We start from the raw sequence: 13,657 nt of genomic DNA, 5'->3' as shown, positions 1-13,657 counted from the left end.
GATTTACACGGCCCCGGCGAAAATCATCTAGCCTGTGATTCAAGCGCAGGCAAGCAGGGGAGGTCTGCCGGCGCGTCAGTCATGTCCAACGTTTTTCACGAGGCTTCGCCATGGAAGAGCCGTCCGCCCCGATTTCGCCGCCCCGGCCCAAAGTACTGCTGGTCGATGACGAGGAACCGATTCTCAACAGCCTGCGCCGTCTGCTGCGCGGCCAGCCTTATGACCTCTTGCTGGCCACCAGCGGTGCCCAGGCGCTGGAAATACTCGAGCAGCAACCGGTGAATCTGGTGATGAGCGACGCGCGCATGCCCAACATGGATGGGGCCACGCTGCTGGCTCTTGTTCATGAGCGGTATCCGGCGACTGCGCGGATCATGCTCACCGGCTACGCCGACCCTTCGGCGATCATCAAGGCCATCAACGAAGGGCAGATCCACCGTTACATCAGCAAACCCTGGAACGACGAGGAAATGCTGCTGACCTTGCGTCAGGCCCTCGAGCATCAGCATCTGGCACGCGAGCGCGAACGTCTGGAAAAACTGACGCGAGTGCAAAACGAACAATTGAAATTGCTCAACAGCACCCTGGAAAAACACGTCGCCGCCCGTACCGCCGAACTGCAGCAGACCGCCGACATGCTCGACCTCGCCTACGAGGAGCTCAAGCGCAGTTTCCTGACAGGCACCGAAATGTTCTCGTTGCTGGCCAACCTGCGCCTGCCGCCGGCGAAGCAGACCAATCGGCAGATCATCGAGCTGGTACGCGGCTATTGCAAGATGCACCGTCTGGACGAAGCCGCCAGCCGCGATCTGACCATGGCCGCCGCGCTCTACAATATCGGCAAGCTGAGCTGGACCGACAGCATGATGACCACGCCGTCGGACCTGCTGCACAGCACCGAGCGCGACCGCTATCGGGCTTATCCGAAACAGAGCGAATCGCTGTTGATGACCCTGGACCCGATGAAGGATGCCGCGCGGCTGATCCTGCACCATCAGGAGCACTGGGACGGCAGCGGGTTTCCCGACCGGCTCAAGGGCGAGGCCATTCCCTTGGGCTCGCGGCTGTTGAAACTGGCGGTGGATTTTGTCGAGTTGCAGCGCGGGCTGATTCTCGAGCGGCAGATGAACAGCGATGAAGCCTTGCTGTACCTGCGCCAGTACGCCGGCAAACTCTACGATCCCGAGCTGATCGAGGATTTCATCAAGGTCTGCGCAATGGTCAGCGACATCACCTTGGCCGATCCGGACGTCAAGGTCATGGGCACCCGGGAGTTGGCGGCGGGGATGATCCTCGCGCGCAACCTCAATGCCGACAACGGCATGTTGCTGCTCAACGCCGGCAAAGTGCTGAGCGCTCCGCTGGTTGAAAAACTGATCAGTTTCGAGGCCATGGAGGGCGGCAAATACAAGGTATTCGTCAAGGTGCCGCAAGAGCCCGAGACGACGCTCGCGGCCCAGGGTGGATGACGCTGGCGCGGCCGGCATGGGATCCTTGCGGCTTTTCTCAAGGCCGGTGGCTGACCCATGACTTCTGTATCCGCAGTTTCCCCCCGCATCATCCGTATCGCCGCCGCGCTGCTGATCGGTCCCGACGGCCAGACCCTGCTGGTGCGCAAGCGCAATACCACGGCGTTCATGCAACCGGGCGGCAAGATTGAAGCCGATGAACTGCCGGTGCATGCACTGGCCCGTGAGCTGGAGGAAGAACTGGGACTGGTGATCGATCCGGCGCAGGCTAGCTTTCTCGGCCAGTTCTCGGCACCCGCTGCCAACGAGCCGGGATTCGTTGTGCAGGCCGAAATCTTTCAACTGACCATCGACGCCAGGGTGTCTCCGGCCGCCGAGATCGAAGAGGTGATCTGGATCGACCCGGCCACCGACGGCGATGTGGTTCTCGCCCCATTGACACGTGACCTGATCCTGCCGTTTTATCGAGCCTCGCTGACCGTGATCGCCTGATCATTCGTGCAAAGGACTTCGTCATGATCCCGCTTCAAGACCTGCTGATTTTTGCCGCCGCCGCCCTGCTGATGGTACTGACGCCGGGGCCGAACATGATCTACCTGATCTCGCGGTCGATCTGCCAGGGACGTCGCGCCGGGGTGACCTCGCTGCTCGGCGTGGTGGCGGGGTTCTTCGTGCACCTGTTCGCGGCGGCCGCCGGTTTGACCGCGGTGTTTCTCGCCGTGCCGATGGCCTATGAAGTGTTGAAGTGGGCCGGTGCACTCTACCTGTTGTGGCTGGCCTGGCAGGCGGTGAAGCCTGGCGCCCGCTCGCCGTTCGAGGCGCAACAGTTGCCGGCGGATTCTTCGCGCAAACTGGTCACCATGGGCTTTCTCACCAGTGCCTTGAACCCGAAAATCGCGGTGTTCTACCTCTCGGTATTCCCGCAGTTCATCACCCCCGAGCACGGCTCGGTGTTCACCCAGAGCATCATCCTCGGCCTGACCCAGATCAGCGTCAGTTTCAGCGTCAACCTGCTGATCGCGCTGTTCGCGGCGGGCATCGCGTCGTGGTTCGTCAACAACCCGACCTGGCTGGCGGCGCAGCGTTATTTCATGGGCTTCGTGCTGGGCGGCCTGGCCGTGCGGCTGATGCTTGAACAGCGCAAGGCCGCCTGAACATGTGGATCGAGCGGCTGGACGCCAGTCATGCGCTGGCCTATCGCGAATTGATGCTGGAGGCGTATGACCGGCATCCGCAGGCGTTCACCTCCAGTGTGCGCGAGCGTGCAGTGATGCCGTTGAGCTGGTGGGAATCACGCCTGACCAGCAAGCTCGACGCAGTGTTTGGCGCGTTTGAAGAGGGCCGGCTGGTGGGGATCGTCGGCCTGGCGTTCGAGCCTCGGGAGAAGGCCCGGCACAAGGCAACGGTGTTCGGCATGTATGTGTCGGCCGAGTTTCGTCAGCGCGGGCTGGGGCTGAAATTGATGGAGGCGGTGCTGGGGGAAGCGCAGCAGCATCCGGCGCTGAAAGTCATTCAATTGACCGTCACCGCCGGTAATGATGCGGCGTTTCATCTGTACCAGCGCTGCGGCTTCGTCCAGTTCGGCCTCGAGCCGATGGCGGTGCGGGTCGGCGAGGACTACTTCGACAAGATCCACATGTGGTCCCAGCCTTTCGTGCCAACCGCCAGTCTCAACGAACCGCGCTGACCCCATCCAGGGTCGAGAACGAGGTGTCCTTGGCCGTCAGCAGGAAGTCGCGCATGTACGGCGCGTCGAGCATGTCGGCGCGGATCGCCGCGTACAGCGTCGCAAACAGACCTTTCTCGCCCAGCCGCTTGCCCTTCACGTAACCGCGCGAGCTGTATTCATGCAGCGCCCAGTGCGGCATGCCGCACACGCCACGGCCGCTGGCCACCAGCTGCATCATCATTACCGTCAGTTCCGAGGTGCGCACCTGCGCCGGCTCGATGTCGGCCGGTTCGAGGAAGCGGGTGAAGATGTCCAGCCGGTCGCGTTCGACCGGGTAGGTGATCAGGGTTTCGGTCAGCAGGTCTTCGGGGACGATGTACGGTTTGCTCGCCAGCGCATGCTGATTGGCGACCGCGAGCATGGCTTCGTAGGTGAACAGCGGCACGTAGGTGATGCCGGCGATTTCCAGCGGGTCGGACGTCACCACCAGATCCAGATCACCCCGGGCCAGGGCCGGCAGTGGTGCGAAGGAGAAACCCGAAGCGAGGTCGAGTTCGACTTCCGGCCAGGCATCGCGGAACTGGTCGATGGTCGGCATCAGCCACTGGAAGCAGCTGTGGCATTCGATGGCCATGTGCAGTCGCCCGGCGGTGCCACCGGCCAGACGCCCGATATCACGTTCGGCGGCGCGCAGCAGCGGCAGGGTCGCGTCGGCCAGTTGCAGCAGGCGCAGGCCGGCGCTGGTGAAGCGCACCGGTTTGGTCTTGCGCACGAACAACGGCATGCCCATGCGCTCTTCCAGCTCCTTGAACTGGTGGGACAGCGCCGACTGGGTCAGGTGCAGGCGGTCGGCCGCATCGACCAGGCTGTCAGCTTCGCGCAGGGCATGCAGGGTTTTCAGGTGACGGATCTCAAGCACCGCAGGCTCCATGAGGAAAATTTGTGATCAACACGAAAAGGTTGAGTTTGTCTCATGTTGCTCTGGCTGTCGACAATGGCGCCATCTTTTACGCAATGGAGAACACTCGACATGGCCGTGGCACACACCCTGGGTTTCCCGCGCATCGGCGCCGATCGCGAACTGAAAAAAGCCCTCGAAGCCTACTGGAAAGGCGATCTCGATCAGGCCGCTCTGAATCAGGTCGGCCGCGAGCTGCGCGCCAGGCACTGGCAATTGCAGAAGGACGCCGGCATCGACCTGCTGCCGGTCGGCGACTTCGCCTGGTACGACCAGGTGCTGACCCACTCGCTGACCTTCGGTGTGATCCCCGAGCGCTTCGACGGTGTGCGTGACGAACGGGGTCTGCCGACCCTCGACACCTTGTTTGCCATGGCCCGTGGCGCCACGTCTTCCTGCTGCGGCGGCGAGCACGGCAAGACTCAATACGCCCAAGAGTTGACCAAGTGGTTCGACACCAACTACCACTACCTGGTCCCGGAATTCAACGCTGACCAGCCATTCAAGCTGAGCTGGGAACAGCTGTTCGATGAAGTCGAAGAAGCCAAAGCCCTCGGTCACAACGTCAAACCGGTGATCATCGGCCCGCTGACTTATCTGTGGCTGGGCAAGGCGAAAGGCAACGATTTCGACAAGCTCGATCTGCTTGAGCGCCTGCTGCCGGTGTACAACGAAATCCTCGGCCGCCTCGCCACCCAGGGCGTGGAGTGGGTGCAGATCGACGAGCCGATCCTCACCCTCGATCTGCCGCAAGCCTGGAAAAGTGCCTTCGAACGCGCCTATCACATCCTTCAGTACTCGCCGCTGAAGAAACTGGTGGCGACCTATTTCAGTGGTTTGCAAGACAACCTCGGTTTGGCCGTCGGCCTGCCGGTGCAAGGCCTGCACATCGACGCTGTGCGGGCACCGGATCAGCTCGGTCAGGTGCTCGATCGTCTGCCGACCTACAAGATTCTCTCGGTCGGGCTGGTCAACGGGCGCAACGTCTGGCGCTGCGAACTGGAGCAGGCGCTGGCGCAACTGCAACCGGCGCAGGAGCGCTTTGGCGACAACCTGTGGGTCAGCAGTTCCTGCTCGTTGCTGCACAGCCCGGTGGATGTCGAGCGTGAAGACAAGCTCGATCCGGAACTGAAAAGCTGGCTGGCATTCGCCGTACAGAAGTGCAGCGAAATCTCGGTGTTGCGTGATGCGCTGAACGACCCGCAAGCGCCGAACGTGCAAAACGCGCTGGCCGCAAGCCGCGCGATTCAAGAGAGCCGCGCCCGCTCGCCGCGTATTCACAAGGCCGACGTGCAAGCGCGGATCGAGGCGATCAATGCCAGCGACAGCCAGCGGCATTCGCCGTTCGCCAAACGCATCGCCGCGCAACAGGCGCGTCTGAAATTGCCGATGTTCCCGACCACCACCATCGGTTCGTTCCCGCAGACCGGCTCGATTCGCCTGGCCCGTCAGGCATTCAAGCAGGGCAAGCTGTCGGCCAACGACTACCACGATGCCATGCGCAGCGAAATCCGCCACGCGGTGCAGGTGCAGGAACGTCTGGGCCTCGATGTGCTGGTGCACGGTGAAGCCGAGCGCAACGACATGGTCGAGTACTTCGCCGAACAGCTCGACGGTTACCTGTTCACCCGTTTCGGCTGGGTCCAGAGCTACGGTTCCCGCTGCGTGAAACCGGCGGTGATTTATGGCGACCTCAGCCGTCCGAACGCCATGACCGTTGACTGGATCAGCTACGCCCAGAGCCTGACGGACAAGGTGATGAAAGGCATGCTGACCGGTCCCGTGACCATGCTGATGTGGTCGTTCCCCCGCGAAGACGTGTCGCGTAAAGTCCAGGCGCAACAACTGGCGCTGGCCCTGCGTGACGAAGTGGTCGATCTGGAAAACGCCGGGATCAGGATCGTGCAGATCGACGAAGCGGCGTTCCGCGAAGGCCTGCCGCTGCGCCGTGAGCAATGGCAGGAATACCTCGACTGGGCGGTGCAAGCGTTCCGACTGACAGCGTCGGGCGTGAAGGATGAAACCCAGATTCACACCCACATGTGCTACAGCGAGTTCAATGACGTGATCAAGGCGATCGCCGACATGGACGCCGATGTGATCACCATCGAAACCTCGCGTTCGGACATGGAGTTGCTTGAGGCCTTCGAAGCGTTCGACTACCCGAACGACATCGGCCCGGGCGTCTACGACATCCACTCGCCGCGCGTGCCGGACACCGCCGAGATGGTAAAACTGATGAGCAAAGCCGTGAAGCGCATTCCGGCGCAGCGGCTATGGGTCAACCCCGATTGCGGCCTGAAGACTCGCGCCTGGCCGGAGACCGAAGCCGCATTGGTCAACATGGTCGCGGCGGCTCGGCAGTTGCGCAGTCAGTTGGCGTAACGGCAACACCGAATGAAGCGTGTCGACCGCTCGGCACTCTTCATCAAACTGTCATCGAACTGTGGCAGCGCGCTTGAACAAACTTCATCAGACTCGCGCTCTACTGGGGTTCTGCGTTTCGGTGTTTTTCATGTTCAAGGGATTTTTTGCAATCGCGGCGTTGTTGGCCGCGGTTTTTTTCGTTCCGGCGTCCTATGCGGCGTCGCGTTGCGACGTCAATGTACCGACCGAACGGGTCGATCTGGAGCAGGTAAGCCTGGCGTACCAGAGCATCGGTCGTGCGTCGGATCCGGCGCTGTTACTGGTGATGGGCCTGGGCGGGCAGTTGATCCACTGGCCGGATGAAGTGGTGGTCGCGCTGTGTCAGCAGGGTTTTCGGGTGATCCGTTATGACAACCGCGATGTCGGTCTGTCGACCTGGCGCCAGGCGCCGGCCGAAGCCAACCTGACCTTTGAGGTGCTGCGCTACAAACTCGGCCTGCCGGTGGCGGCGCCTTACAGCCTGACCGACATGGCCGACGATGCGCTGGGCCTGATGGACGCCTTGCACGTCGAGCAATTCCACGTGCTCGGCGCGAGCATGGGCGGGATGATCGCCCAGCACCTGGCGGCGATGGCGCCGCAACGGGTCGAAAGCCTGACGCTGATCATGACCAGCTCCGGTGCCGAAGGGCTGCCGGCGCCGAGCGCGGCGCTGGTGCAGTTGTTGTCACGGCGCGGCGCGCCCAATCGCCAGATTGCGCTGGAGCAACAGGCCGATCTGCTGGCCGCACTGGGCAGCCCTTCGGTCAGCGATGACCGGCAGGCCTTGCTGCATCAGGCGGCGCTGTCCTATGACCGGGCGTTCAATCCCGAAGGCGTGAAGCGCCAGATCATGGCGATCCTCGCCGAGCCGAGCCGGGTGGCGTTGCTCAACCAGTTGCGGGTGCCGACGCTGGTGGTGCATGGCACGGCGGATCCGTTGCTGCCGGTGATGCACGGCGTGCACCTGGCGGCGCATATTCGCGGCAGTCAGCTGCGGCTGATTCCGGGGCTGGCGCACCGCTTTCAGGAAGCGTTCAAGGAACCGTTGCTGGCGGCGGTGTTGCCGTATTTGCGCGAGCATCGCGAAGACACGTCGCACTGGGCGCAGATCGAACCGGTGGCGGAACACAACCTGCTCTGACTCAGGCGTGCAGCCGCACCCACACCGACACCAGCACCGTCGCCGCCATCAGCCACGCCACCGCCGCCACCGCCAGTGAAGCTTCGAGACGCATGCGGTCGACCATCACGTACAGCGTCGCCAGATACACGAAGTACGGAATGATCGACCACATGCCGAACACGATGGTGGTCTTCAAGTCGTCGATCGAACGGCCCTTGCCGACGATGTAGTGGGCGATCAGGGCGAAGGTCGGGAACAGCGGCACCAAGCCGGCGATGTAGTAGTTTTTGGTCTTGGCCAGCATGGCGAGGATCACCACCACGGCCGCACCGAGCATTGCCTTGAAAATCAGATCCACATCGTTCTCGCTTAATGGCTCAGGCCGTATTTTTTCACTTTGTCGAACAGCGTGGTCTTGGCCATTCCCAGTTCCAGGCTGGCTTGGGTCAGGTTGCCGCCGCTGCGTTGCAGGGCGTCGCTGAGCAGGTTGCGCTCGAACGCTTCCACTGCTTCGGCGAATGCCAGACCCTGGCCCGCGCTACCCGCGCCGGTTTTCTTGAACGCTGGCAGGCCGAGGGCAAAACGCTCGGCGACGTTGCGCAGTTCCCGTACGTTGCCCGGCCAGTCGTGGCTCATCAGGCTCGACAGGGTCTGGTTGTCCAGCTCCGGCAGCGCCCGGTCGAAACGCAGGGCCGATTGCTGGGTGAAGTGTTCGAACAGTTGCAGGATGTCTTCGCGGCGCTCGCGCAGGGGCGGCAGTTCCAGCGTTACCACGTTGAGGCGGTAGTACAAGTCGCTGCGAAATTCCCCGGCCTTGCTTGATTCGTCGAGGTCGGACTTGGTGGCCGCAATCACCCGGCAATCCACCGCCACGCTCTGGTTCGAGCCGAGGCGTTCGAGGGTGCGTTCCTGCAACACCCGCAGCAGTTTGATCTGCAACGGCAGCGGCATGCTTTCCACTTCATCGAGGAACAGCGTGCCGCCGTCGGCGTGTTCGATCTTGCCGATCCGCCGTTTGCCGGCGCCGGTGAAGGCGTTGGCTTCGTGGCCGAAAATTTCGCTTTCGAACAGGTTTTCCGGCAGCCCGCCACAGTTCAGCGCAACGAACTGTTTGCTGTGACGGCGGCTGAAATCATGCAGGCAACGGGCGACCAGTTCCTTGCCGGTACCGGTTTCGCCTTCGATCAGCACATTAGCCGAGGTGTCGGCGACGTTGGCGATCAGTTCGCGCAGGTTCTGCATGGCCGGCGAACGCCCGATGATCCGTCCTTCCAGTGAATCACGTTCGGCCAGTTGCCGACGCAGGGACGAGACTTCGCGATTCAGGCTGCGTTGCTCCAGGGCACGGCGGGCCACATCGACCAGACGCTCGGGGGAGAACGGTTTCTCCATGAAGTCGTAGGCGCCTTTCTGCATCGCGCCGACCGCCATGGAAATATCGCCGTGGCCGGTGATCAGCACCACCGGCAGGCTGCGGTCGCGTTGCTTGAGCCGGGTCAGCAGCTCCAGGCCGTCGATGCCCGGCAGGCGAATGTCGCTGATGACGATCCCGGCGAAATTGTCACCGACCTGCTCCAGCGCTTCTTCGGCACTGCCGACGCCGATGCAGGGAATGTCTTCCAGCGTCAGCGCCTGCTGGCAGCCGAGCAGGACATGGGGGTCGTCTTCGACGATCAATACACTGAGGTCGTTGTTCATATTGGCTCGGCAGGAGTAGGGCTTACCAACGGTAAACTGAGGACGAAAGTGGTACCACCGCTGGCCGGGTGTTCGACACCCAGATGCCCGCCGGTGGCGGCGGCGAGGCTGGCCGACAGGGTCAAACCGAGGCCCAGACCCTGTTCGCCGGGCTTGGTGGTGAAGAACGGTTCGAACAGATGCTTGCGCGCTTCGGCGTCGATGCCGTGGCCGTTGTCGCGCACGCGCAGGCGATATTTGCCGTTGAATTCTTCGCCTTCCAGCCACAGTTCCGGCAGCGGTTGCGCCTGCATGGCGTCGAGGGCGTTGCCGATCAGGTTGACCAGAATCTGCTCCAGACGCGTCTGGTCGATCTGCACCTGCACATCGTCGAACTGGCGATGCAGTTGCAGCGAGGCACTTTCGACGCGAGCACCGAGTACTTGCAGCGCGGCATCCACCGCTTTGCCGAGGCTGGCGCGGCCTTTGTCGTCGCCGCGTCGGGCGAAGGAGCGCAGGCTGGCGGTGATCCGGCCCATGCGGTCGATCAGGTCGTTGATGGTCTTGAGGTTGGTGCTGGCGACATCAAGCTGGCCGCGCTCAAGGAAGCGAATGGTGTTGCCGGACAGCGTGCGCATCGCCGCCAGCGGCTGGTTCAGTTCGTGGGCGATGCTGGTGGACATCTGGCCGATGGCCGCGAGTTTGCCGGCCTGCACCAGTTCGTCCTGGGCGCGGCGCAAGGTTTCTTCGGCCTGACGCCGTTCGCGGATCTGGCTCTTGAGCCGGTCGTTGCTGGCGCGCAGGTCGGCGGTGCGTTCGGTAATCCGACGCTCCAGTTGATTGTTGGCTTCCTGCAAGGCTTCGCGGGCGGCGAGGCGGGTGGCGATGACCTTGCGCCGTTCATTCCAGGCGATCAGCAGGAATGCCACCAGGGCAAACGCCACGGCCACCAGAATTCCCTGATTGATTGCCTCGCGCCGCAGATCCTGCAACGGCGTTAGCAGGGTGAAATTCCACGGGGTATCGCTCAACGGCCGGGTTTGCGCCAGGTAGCTGATGTTTTCTTCATCGCCATCCTGTTGGCTCGGCACTTCGCTGTTGGCCGGGAAGGTGAGTTTTTCCACGCCTTCGGACAGGGTTTCCCGGGCCAGCGGTTGCAGCTCGTTCAGCGGGAACCAGTAGTACTGCAGGCTGCGGGCGAGTTTTTCCTTGGTCTCGTCGCTCAGCGGTATCACCGATTTGAGGCGCCGGGCCGGATCGCTGGACAGAATGATGATGCCGTTTTCATCGCTGACGAAGGCTTCGAGACGCGCCCGTTGCCAGCGTTCTTCCATGGCTTCCAGGCGTACCTTGACCACCGCGACGCCGATGATCTTGCCGTGTTCTTCGAGGCCGTGGGCCAGGTAATAACCGGGTTCGCCGTTGGTGCTGCCGATCCCGTAGAAACGTCCAGGCTGGCCGCGGATGGCATTCTGGAAGTAGGCGCGGAACGACAGGTCTTCACCGAGGTAGCTGTCGACGTCACGCCAGTTGCTGGTGGCCATGACCCGGCCGGTGGTGTCCATGACGTAGATGGCCCGACTGCGGCTGCGCCGGTTCAGACCTTCAAGGTAATCGTTGACCGTTTGCCGGTGTTCCGGGGTAGGGTCGTCCAGCAGCTGCGAAACGCTCGATTCGAGCTCCAGCAGGCTGGGCAGGTAGGTGTATTTGCTGATCTCGCTTTCGACCGCGCGGGCGTGCAGTTCCAGCTGGCGCTGGCCGTTTTCGCCGAGGCTGCGGATGCCGAAATGTTCGCTGGTCCAGAAGCCGATGTAACCCAGTCCGATCATCAGGGCGATGACCAGCGGCGGCAGGAACAGGTGGCGGATCAGACGGGGTTTCACGGCAAGTGATGGCGGCGTGGCGCGATAGAGAGTGGGGTCGCATTTCATCACAGATGCCTTGGGTCAACCACAACACTTGCTTGAGGGCTATCGCCGGCCCCTTGTGGGAGCGAGCCTGCTCGCGATGGCGGACTGACATTCAACATCAATGTTGACTGTAATGGCCTCATCGCGAGCAGGCTCGCTCCCACAAGGGATTGGAGTTGCTCCGGCGAAGGTATTGCTTAGTGCTGCAGGATTTTCTCGAGGAAATGCTGCGCGCGTTCGGAGCGTTGGCTGATGTCGCCAAAGAACTCTTCTTTCTTGCAGTCTTCGATGATCTTGCCGGCGTCCATGAAGATCACGCGGTCGGCCACTTTACGGGCGAAGCCCATTTCGTGGGTCACGCACATCATGGTCATGCCTTCGTGGGCCAGCTGCACCATCACGTCGAGCACTTCGTTGACCATTTCCGGGTCCAGCGCCGAGGTCGGTTCGTCGAACAGCATGACGATCGGGTCCATCGCCAGCGCACGGGCAATCGCCACGCGCTGTTGCTGACCACCGGACAGTTGCCCCGGATGCTTGTGGGCGTGAGCCGACAGGCCGACACGTTCGAGCAGTTGCAGACCTTTCTTGGTGGCTTCCTCCTTGCTGCGGCCCAGCACCTTGATCTGCGCGATGGTCAGGTTTTCGGTGATGGTCAGGTGCGGGAACAGTTCGAAGTGCTGGAACACCATACCGACGCGCGAACGCAGCTTCGGCAGGTTGGTCTTCGGATCGGCAATCGATGTGCCGTCGACCACGATGTCGCCTTTCTGGAACGGCTCCAGTGCGTTGACGCACTTGATCAGGGTCGACTTGCCCGAACCGGACGGGCCGCAAACCACGATCACTTCACCCTTTTTGACCTCGGTGCTGCAATCGGTCAGCACCTGGAAGTCCCCATACCACTTGTTGATGTTCTTGATAGAGATCATACGGCGAACCTTTTTTGCAGACGCTTGACCAGCACCGAGGCGGCAAAGCTGATGGTGAAGTACACGAGACCTGCGAAGATCAGGAACTCATTCGAGCGGCCAATGATGTCGCCACTGGCGCGCGAGGCGTTGAGGAAATCCACCAGGCCCACGGTGTAGACCAGCGAGGTGTCCTGGAACAGGATGATGCTCTGCTGCAGCAGCAGCGGGGTCATCTTGCGGAACGCCTGAGGCAGGATGATCAGGCGCATCATCTGGCCGTAGGTCATGCCCAGTGCCTGCGCCGCGCCCATCTGGCCTTTGGGGATCGACTGCACGCCGGCCCGGACGATTTCGCAGAAGTACGCCGCTTCGAACATCATGAACGCCACGATGCACGAGGTGAACGCGCCGATCGGGGTGTCTTCGCCGGTGATCCAGCGCAGCACGAACGGCACTGCCAGATAGAACCAGGTGATCACCAGCAGCAGCGGGATCGAACGGAAATAGTTGACGTACGCACCGGCAATGCTCGACAGCAGTTTGCTGTGGGACAGGCGCATCAGCGCGAGGATGGTGCCGAGGATGATCCCGCCGACCACGCCCAGCGCCATCAGCTTGAGGGTCATCAGCATGCCGTTCCACAGGCCGGGAATGGCCGGAACGATGCCACTGAAATCGAATTCCATTATTTACCCCCCACGGAGATCAGGCCGGGCACGGCGACTTTCTTCTCGACCATGCGCATCAGCAGCATCAGGCTCATGTTGAGGGTGAAGTAGATCAGGGTCGCCAGGGTGAAGGCTTCAAACAGGTTGGCCGAGAATTCGGCGGTCTGTTTGGTTTGCGCCAGCAGCTCCATCAGACCGATCAGGGACGCCACGGAGGAGTTCTTGAACACGTTCAAAAATTCCGAGGTAAGCGGAGGAATGATGATCCGGTAGGCCTGGGGCAGCAGCACGTTCCAGTAGATCTGCGGCAGCTTGAAACCCATGGCGCGGGCGGCGGATTCCTGGCCCCGTGGCAGCGCCTGGATACCGGTGCGAACCTGTTCGCAGACCCGGGCGGCGGTGAACAGGCCCAGGCAGACGACAACGCTCAGGTAGGCCGAGGTGGTCGGGTTCAGGTCCTGCTTGTACCACTCCTGCAGATCCGGCGGCAGCAGATCGGGCACCAGGAAGTACCAGATGAACAGCTGAACCAGCAGCGGCACGTTACGGAACAGTTCGACGTAGCAGGTCGCGATGCCCGACACGATGCGGTTCGGCACGGTGCGCATGATGCCCAGCAGCGAGCCGAGCAGCAGGGCGATGATCCAGGCGACGATGGCGATGGCGATGGTCCAGCCCAGACCGGAAATGAACCAGTCGAGATAGGTCTCGCTGCCCACGCCGGTGGACTTGAAGAACACGCCCCAGTCCCAGTTGTAATTCATTAGGGTCTCCCCTCGATTCGATCGATGTACAAGTGCCCGCCTGGGGAAGCTCCGTTCCCGCCCTGATTGTGAAAATCAGGCACACGCGATCGGCTC

At 62.1% G+C, this 13,657-nt stretch carries 13 protein-coding genes; 6 read left to right on the top strand and 7 right to left on the bottom strand.

What is annotated here, in order from left to right; genetic code table 11:
* The first annotated feature begins 110 nt into the window (after window positions 1–110).
* From nosR to L6D74_RS22220, 4 genes are read left to right on the top strand one after another with little or no spacing between them, the layout of a single operon-like run.
* Window positions 111–1,469: a response regulator c-di-GMP phosphodiesterase, NosR family gene (gene nosR, locus L6D74_RS22235; protein ID WP_236190383.1), complete on the top strand. Its 1,359-nt coding sequence runs from the start codon at window positions 111–113 to the stop codon at window positions 1,467–1,469.
* 57 nt (window positions 1,470–1,526) lie between these two features.
* Window positions 1,527–1,961 (top strand): NUDIX hydrolase, encoded by a 435-nt coding sequence (locus tag L6D74_RS22230; protein WP_236190381.1) that lies wholly within the window; start codon window positions 1,527–1,529, stop codon window positions 1,959–1,961.
* Between the two features lie 23 nt (window positions 1,962–1,984).
* Window positions 1,985–2,623 (top strand): LysE family translocator, encoded by a 639-nt coding sequence (locus L6D74_RS22225; protein ID WP_236190379.1) that lies wholly within the window; start codon window positions 1,985–1,987, stop codon window positions 2,621–2,623.
* A 2-nt stretch (window positions 2,624–2,625) separates the two neighbouring features.
* Window positions 2,626–3,156 carry a GNAT family N-acetyltransferase gene (locus L6D74_RS22220; protein WP_085647243.1) on the top strand — a complete coding sequence of 177 codons (531 nt, stop codon included), beginning with the start codon at window positions 2,626–2,628 and terminating at the stop codon, window positions 3,154–3,156.
* On the opposite strand, the gene metR is transcribed toward L6D74_RS22220, so the two are convergent.
* Window positions 3,140–4,057 (bottom strand): transcriptional regulator MetR, encoded by a 918-nt coding sequence (gene metR, locus L6D74_RS22215; RefSeq protein WP_007953158.1) that lies wholly within the window; start codon window positions 4,055–4,057, stop codon window positions 3,140–3,142. The two genes, L6D74_RS22220 and metR, sit on opposite strands and share 17 nt — an antisense overlap.
* 111 nt (window positions 4,058–4,168) lie before the next feature.
* On the opposite strand from metR, the gene metE reads away from it, so the two are divergent.
* Together metE and L6D74_RS22205 are read left to right on the top strand one after the other, a co-directional pair.
* The gene (gene metE / locus L6D74_RS22210) at window positions 4,169–6,481 is read left to right on the top strand and encodes a 5-methyltetrahydropteroyltriglutamate--homocysteine S-methyltransferase (RefSeq protein ID WP_236190377.1); all 2,313 of its coding nucleotides are present in this window, start codon (window positions 4,169–4,171) and stop codon (window positions 6,479–6,481) included.
* 130 nt (window positions 6,482–6,611) lie between these two features.
* Window positions 6,612–7,646, top strand: a complete 1,035-nt coding sequence (locus L6D74_RS22205; RefSeq protein WP_236190375.1) for an alpha/beta fold hydrolase — start codon at window positions 6,612–6,614, stop codon at window positions 7,644–7,646.
* A gap of 1 nt (window position 7,647) precedes the next feature.
* On the opposite strand, the gene L6D74_RS22200 is transcribed toward L6D74_RS22205, so the two are convergent.
* From L6D74_RS22200 to L6D74_RS22175, 6 genes are all read right to left on the bottom strand, one after another.
* The gene (locus tag L6D74_RS22200; protein WP_162831789.1) at window positions 7,648–7,977 is read right to left on the bottom strand and encodes a GlpM family protein; all 330 of its coding nucleotides are present in this window, start codon (window positions 7,975–7,977) and stop codon (window positions 7,648–7,650) included.
* A gap of 20 nt (window positions 7,978–7,997) precedes the next feature.
* Window positions 7,998–9,326, bottom strand: coding sequence for a two-component response regulator AauR (aauR, locus tag L6D74_RS22195; protein ID WP_039765821.1), 1,329 nt, complete (start codon window positions 9,324–9,326; stop codon window positions 7,998–8,000).
* Entirely contained in the window at window positions 9,323–11,236 is a 1,914-nt protein-coding gene (gene aauS, locus L6D74_RS22190) for a two-component sensor histidine kinase AauS (RefSeq protein ID WP_102718078.1), read from the bottom strand. Before aauS ends, aauR begins: the two co-directional genes overlap by 4 nt.
* A gap of 176 nt (window positions 11,237–11,412) precedes the next feature.
* Window positions 11,413–12,147, bottom strand: coding sequence for an amino acid ABC transporter ATP-binding protein (locus tag L6D74_RS22185; protein WP_007953170.1), 735 nt, complete (start codon window positions 12,145–12,147; stop codon window positions 11,413–11,415).
* A complete protein-coding gene (locus tag L6D74_RS22180) occupies window positions 12,144–12,815 on the bottom strand; it encodes an amino acid ABC transporter permease (RefSeq protein WP_007953172.1) in 672 nt (223 codons plus the stop codon). The genes L6D74_RS22185 and L6D74_RS22180 overlap by 4 nt, the downstream gene beginning before the upstream one ends.
* Entirely contained in the window at window positions 12,815–13,561 is a 747-nt protein-coding gene (locus L6D74_RS22175) for an amino acid ABC transporter permease (RefSeq protein WP_007953174.1), read from the bottom strand. The genes L6D74_RS22180 and L6D74_RS22175 overlap by 1 nt, the downstream gene beginning before the upstream one ends.
* Window positions 13,562–13,657: the final 96 nt, after the last annotated feature.

The sequence above is a fragment of the Pseudomonas pharyngis genome (assembly GCF_021602345.1).
Lineage (GTDB): Bacteria > Pseudomonadota > Gammaproteobacteria > Pseudomonadales > Pseudomonadaceae > Aquipseudomonas > Aquipseudomonas pharyngis.
Note: the sequence above shows the minus strand (reverse complement) of the source record. Positions and strands in the feature narration are given on the sequence as shown.

Coding starts and splice junctions, on each gene's coding strand:
- nosR (WP_236190383.1), top strand. CDS start 111: ATGGAAGAGCCGTCCGCCCCGATTTCGCCGCCCCGGCCCAAAGTACTG.
- L6D74_RS22230 (WP_236190381.1), top strand. CDS start 1,527: ATGACTTCTGTATCCGCAGTTTCCCCCCGCATCATCCGTATCGCCGCC.
- L6D74_RS22225 (WP_236190379.1), top strand. CDS start 1,985: ATGATCCCGCTTCAAGACCTGCTGATTTTTGCCGCCGCCGCCCTGCTG.
- L6D74_RS22220 (WP_085647243.1), top strand. CDS start 2,626: ATGTGGATCGAGCGGCTGGACGCCAGTCATGCGCTGGCCTATCGCGAA.
- metE (WP_236190377.1), top strand. CDS start 4,169: ATGGCCGTGGCACACACCCTGGGTTTCCCGCGCATCGGCGCCGATCGC.
- L6D74_RS22205 (WP_236190375.1), top strand. CDS start 6,612: ATGTTCAAGGGATTTTTTGCAATCGCGGCGTTGTTGGCCGCGGTTTTT.
- aauR (WP_039765821.1), bottom strand. CDS start 9,326: ATGAACAACGACCTCAGTGTATTGATCGTCGAAGACGACCCCCATGTC.
- aauS (WP_102718078.1), bottom strand. CDS start 11,236: ATGAAATGCGACCCCACTCTCTATCGCGCCACGCCGCCATCACTTGCC.
- L6D74_RS22185 (WP_007953170.1), bottom strand. CDS start 12,147: ATGATCTCTATCAAGAACATCAACAAGTGGTATGGGGACTTCCAGGTG.
- L6D74_RS22180 (WP_007953172.1), bottom strand. CDS start 12,815: ATGGAATTCGATTTCAGTGGCATCGTTCCGGCCATTCCCGGCCTGTGG.
- L6D74_RS22175 (WP_007953174.1), bottom strand. CDS start 13,561: ATGAATTACAACTGGGACTGGGGCGTGTTCTTCAAGTCCACCGGCGTG.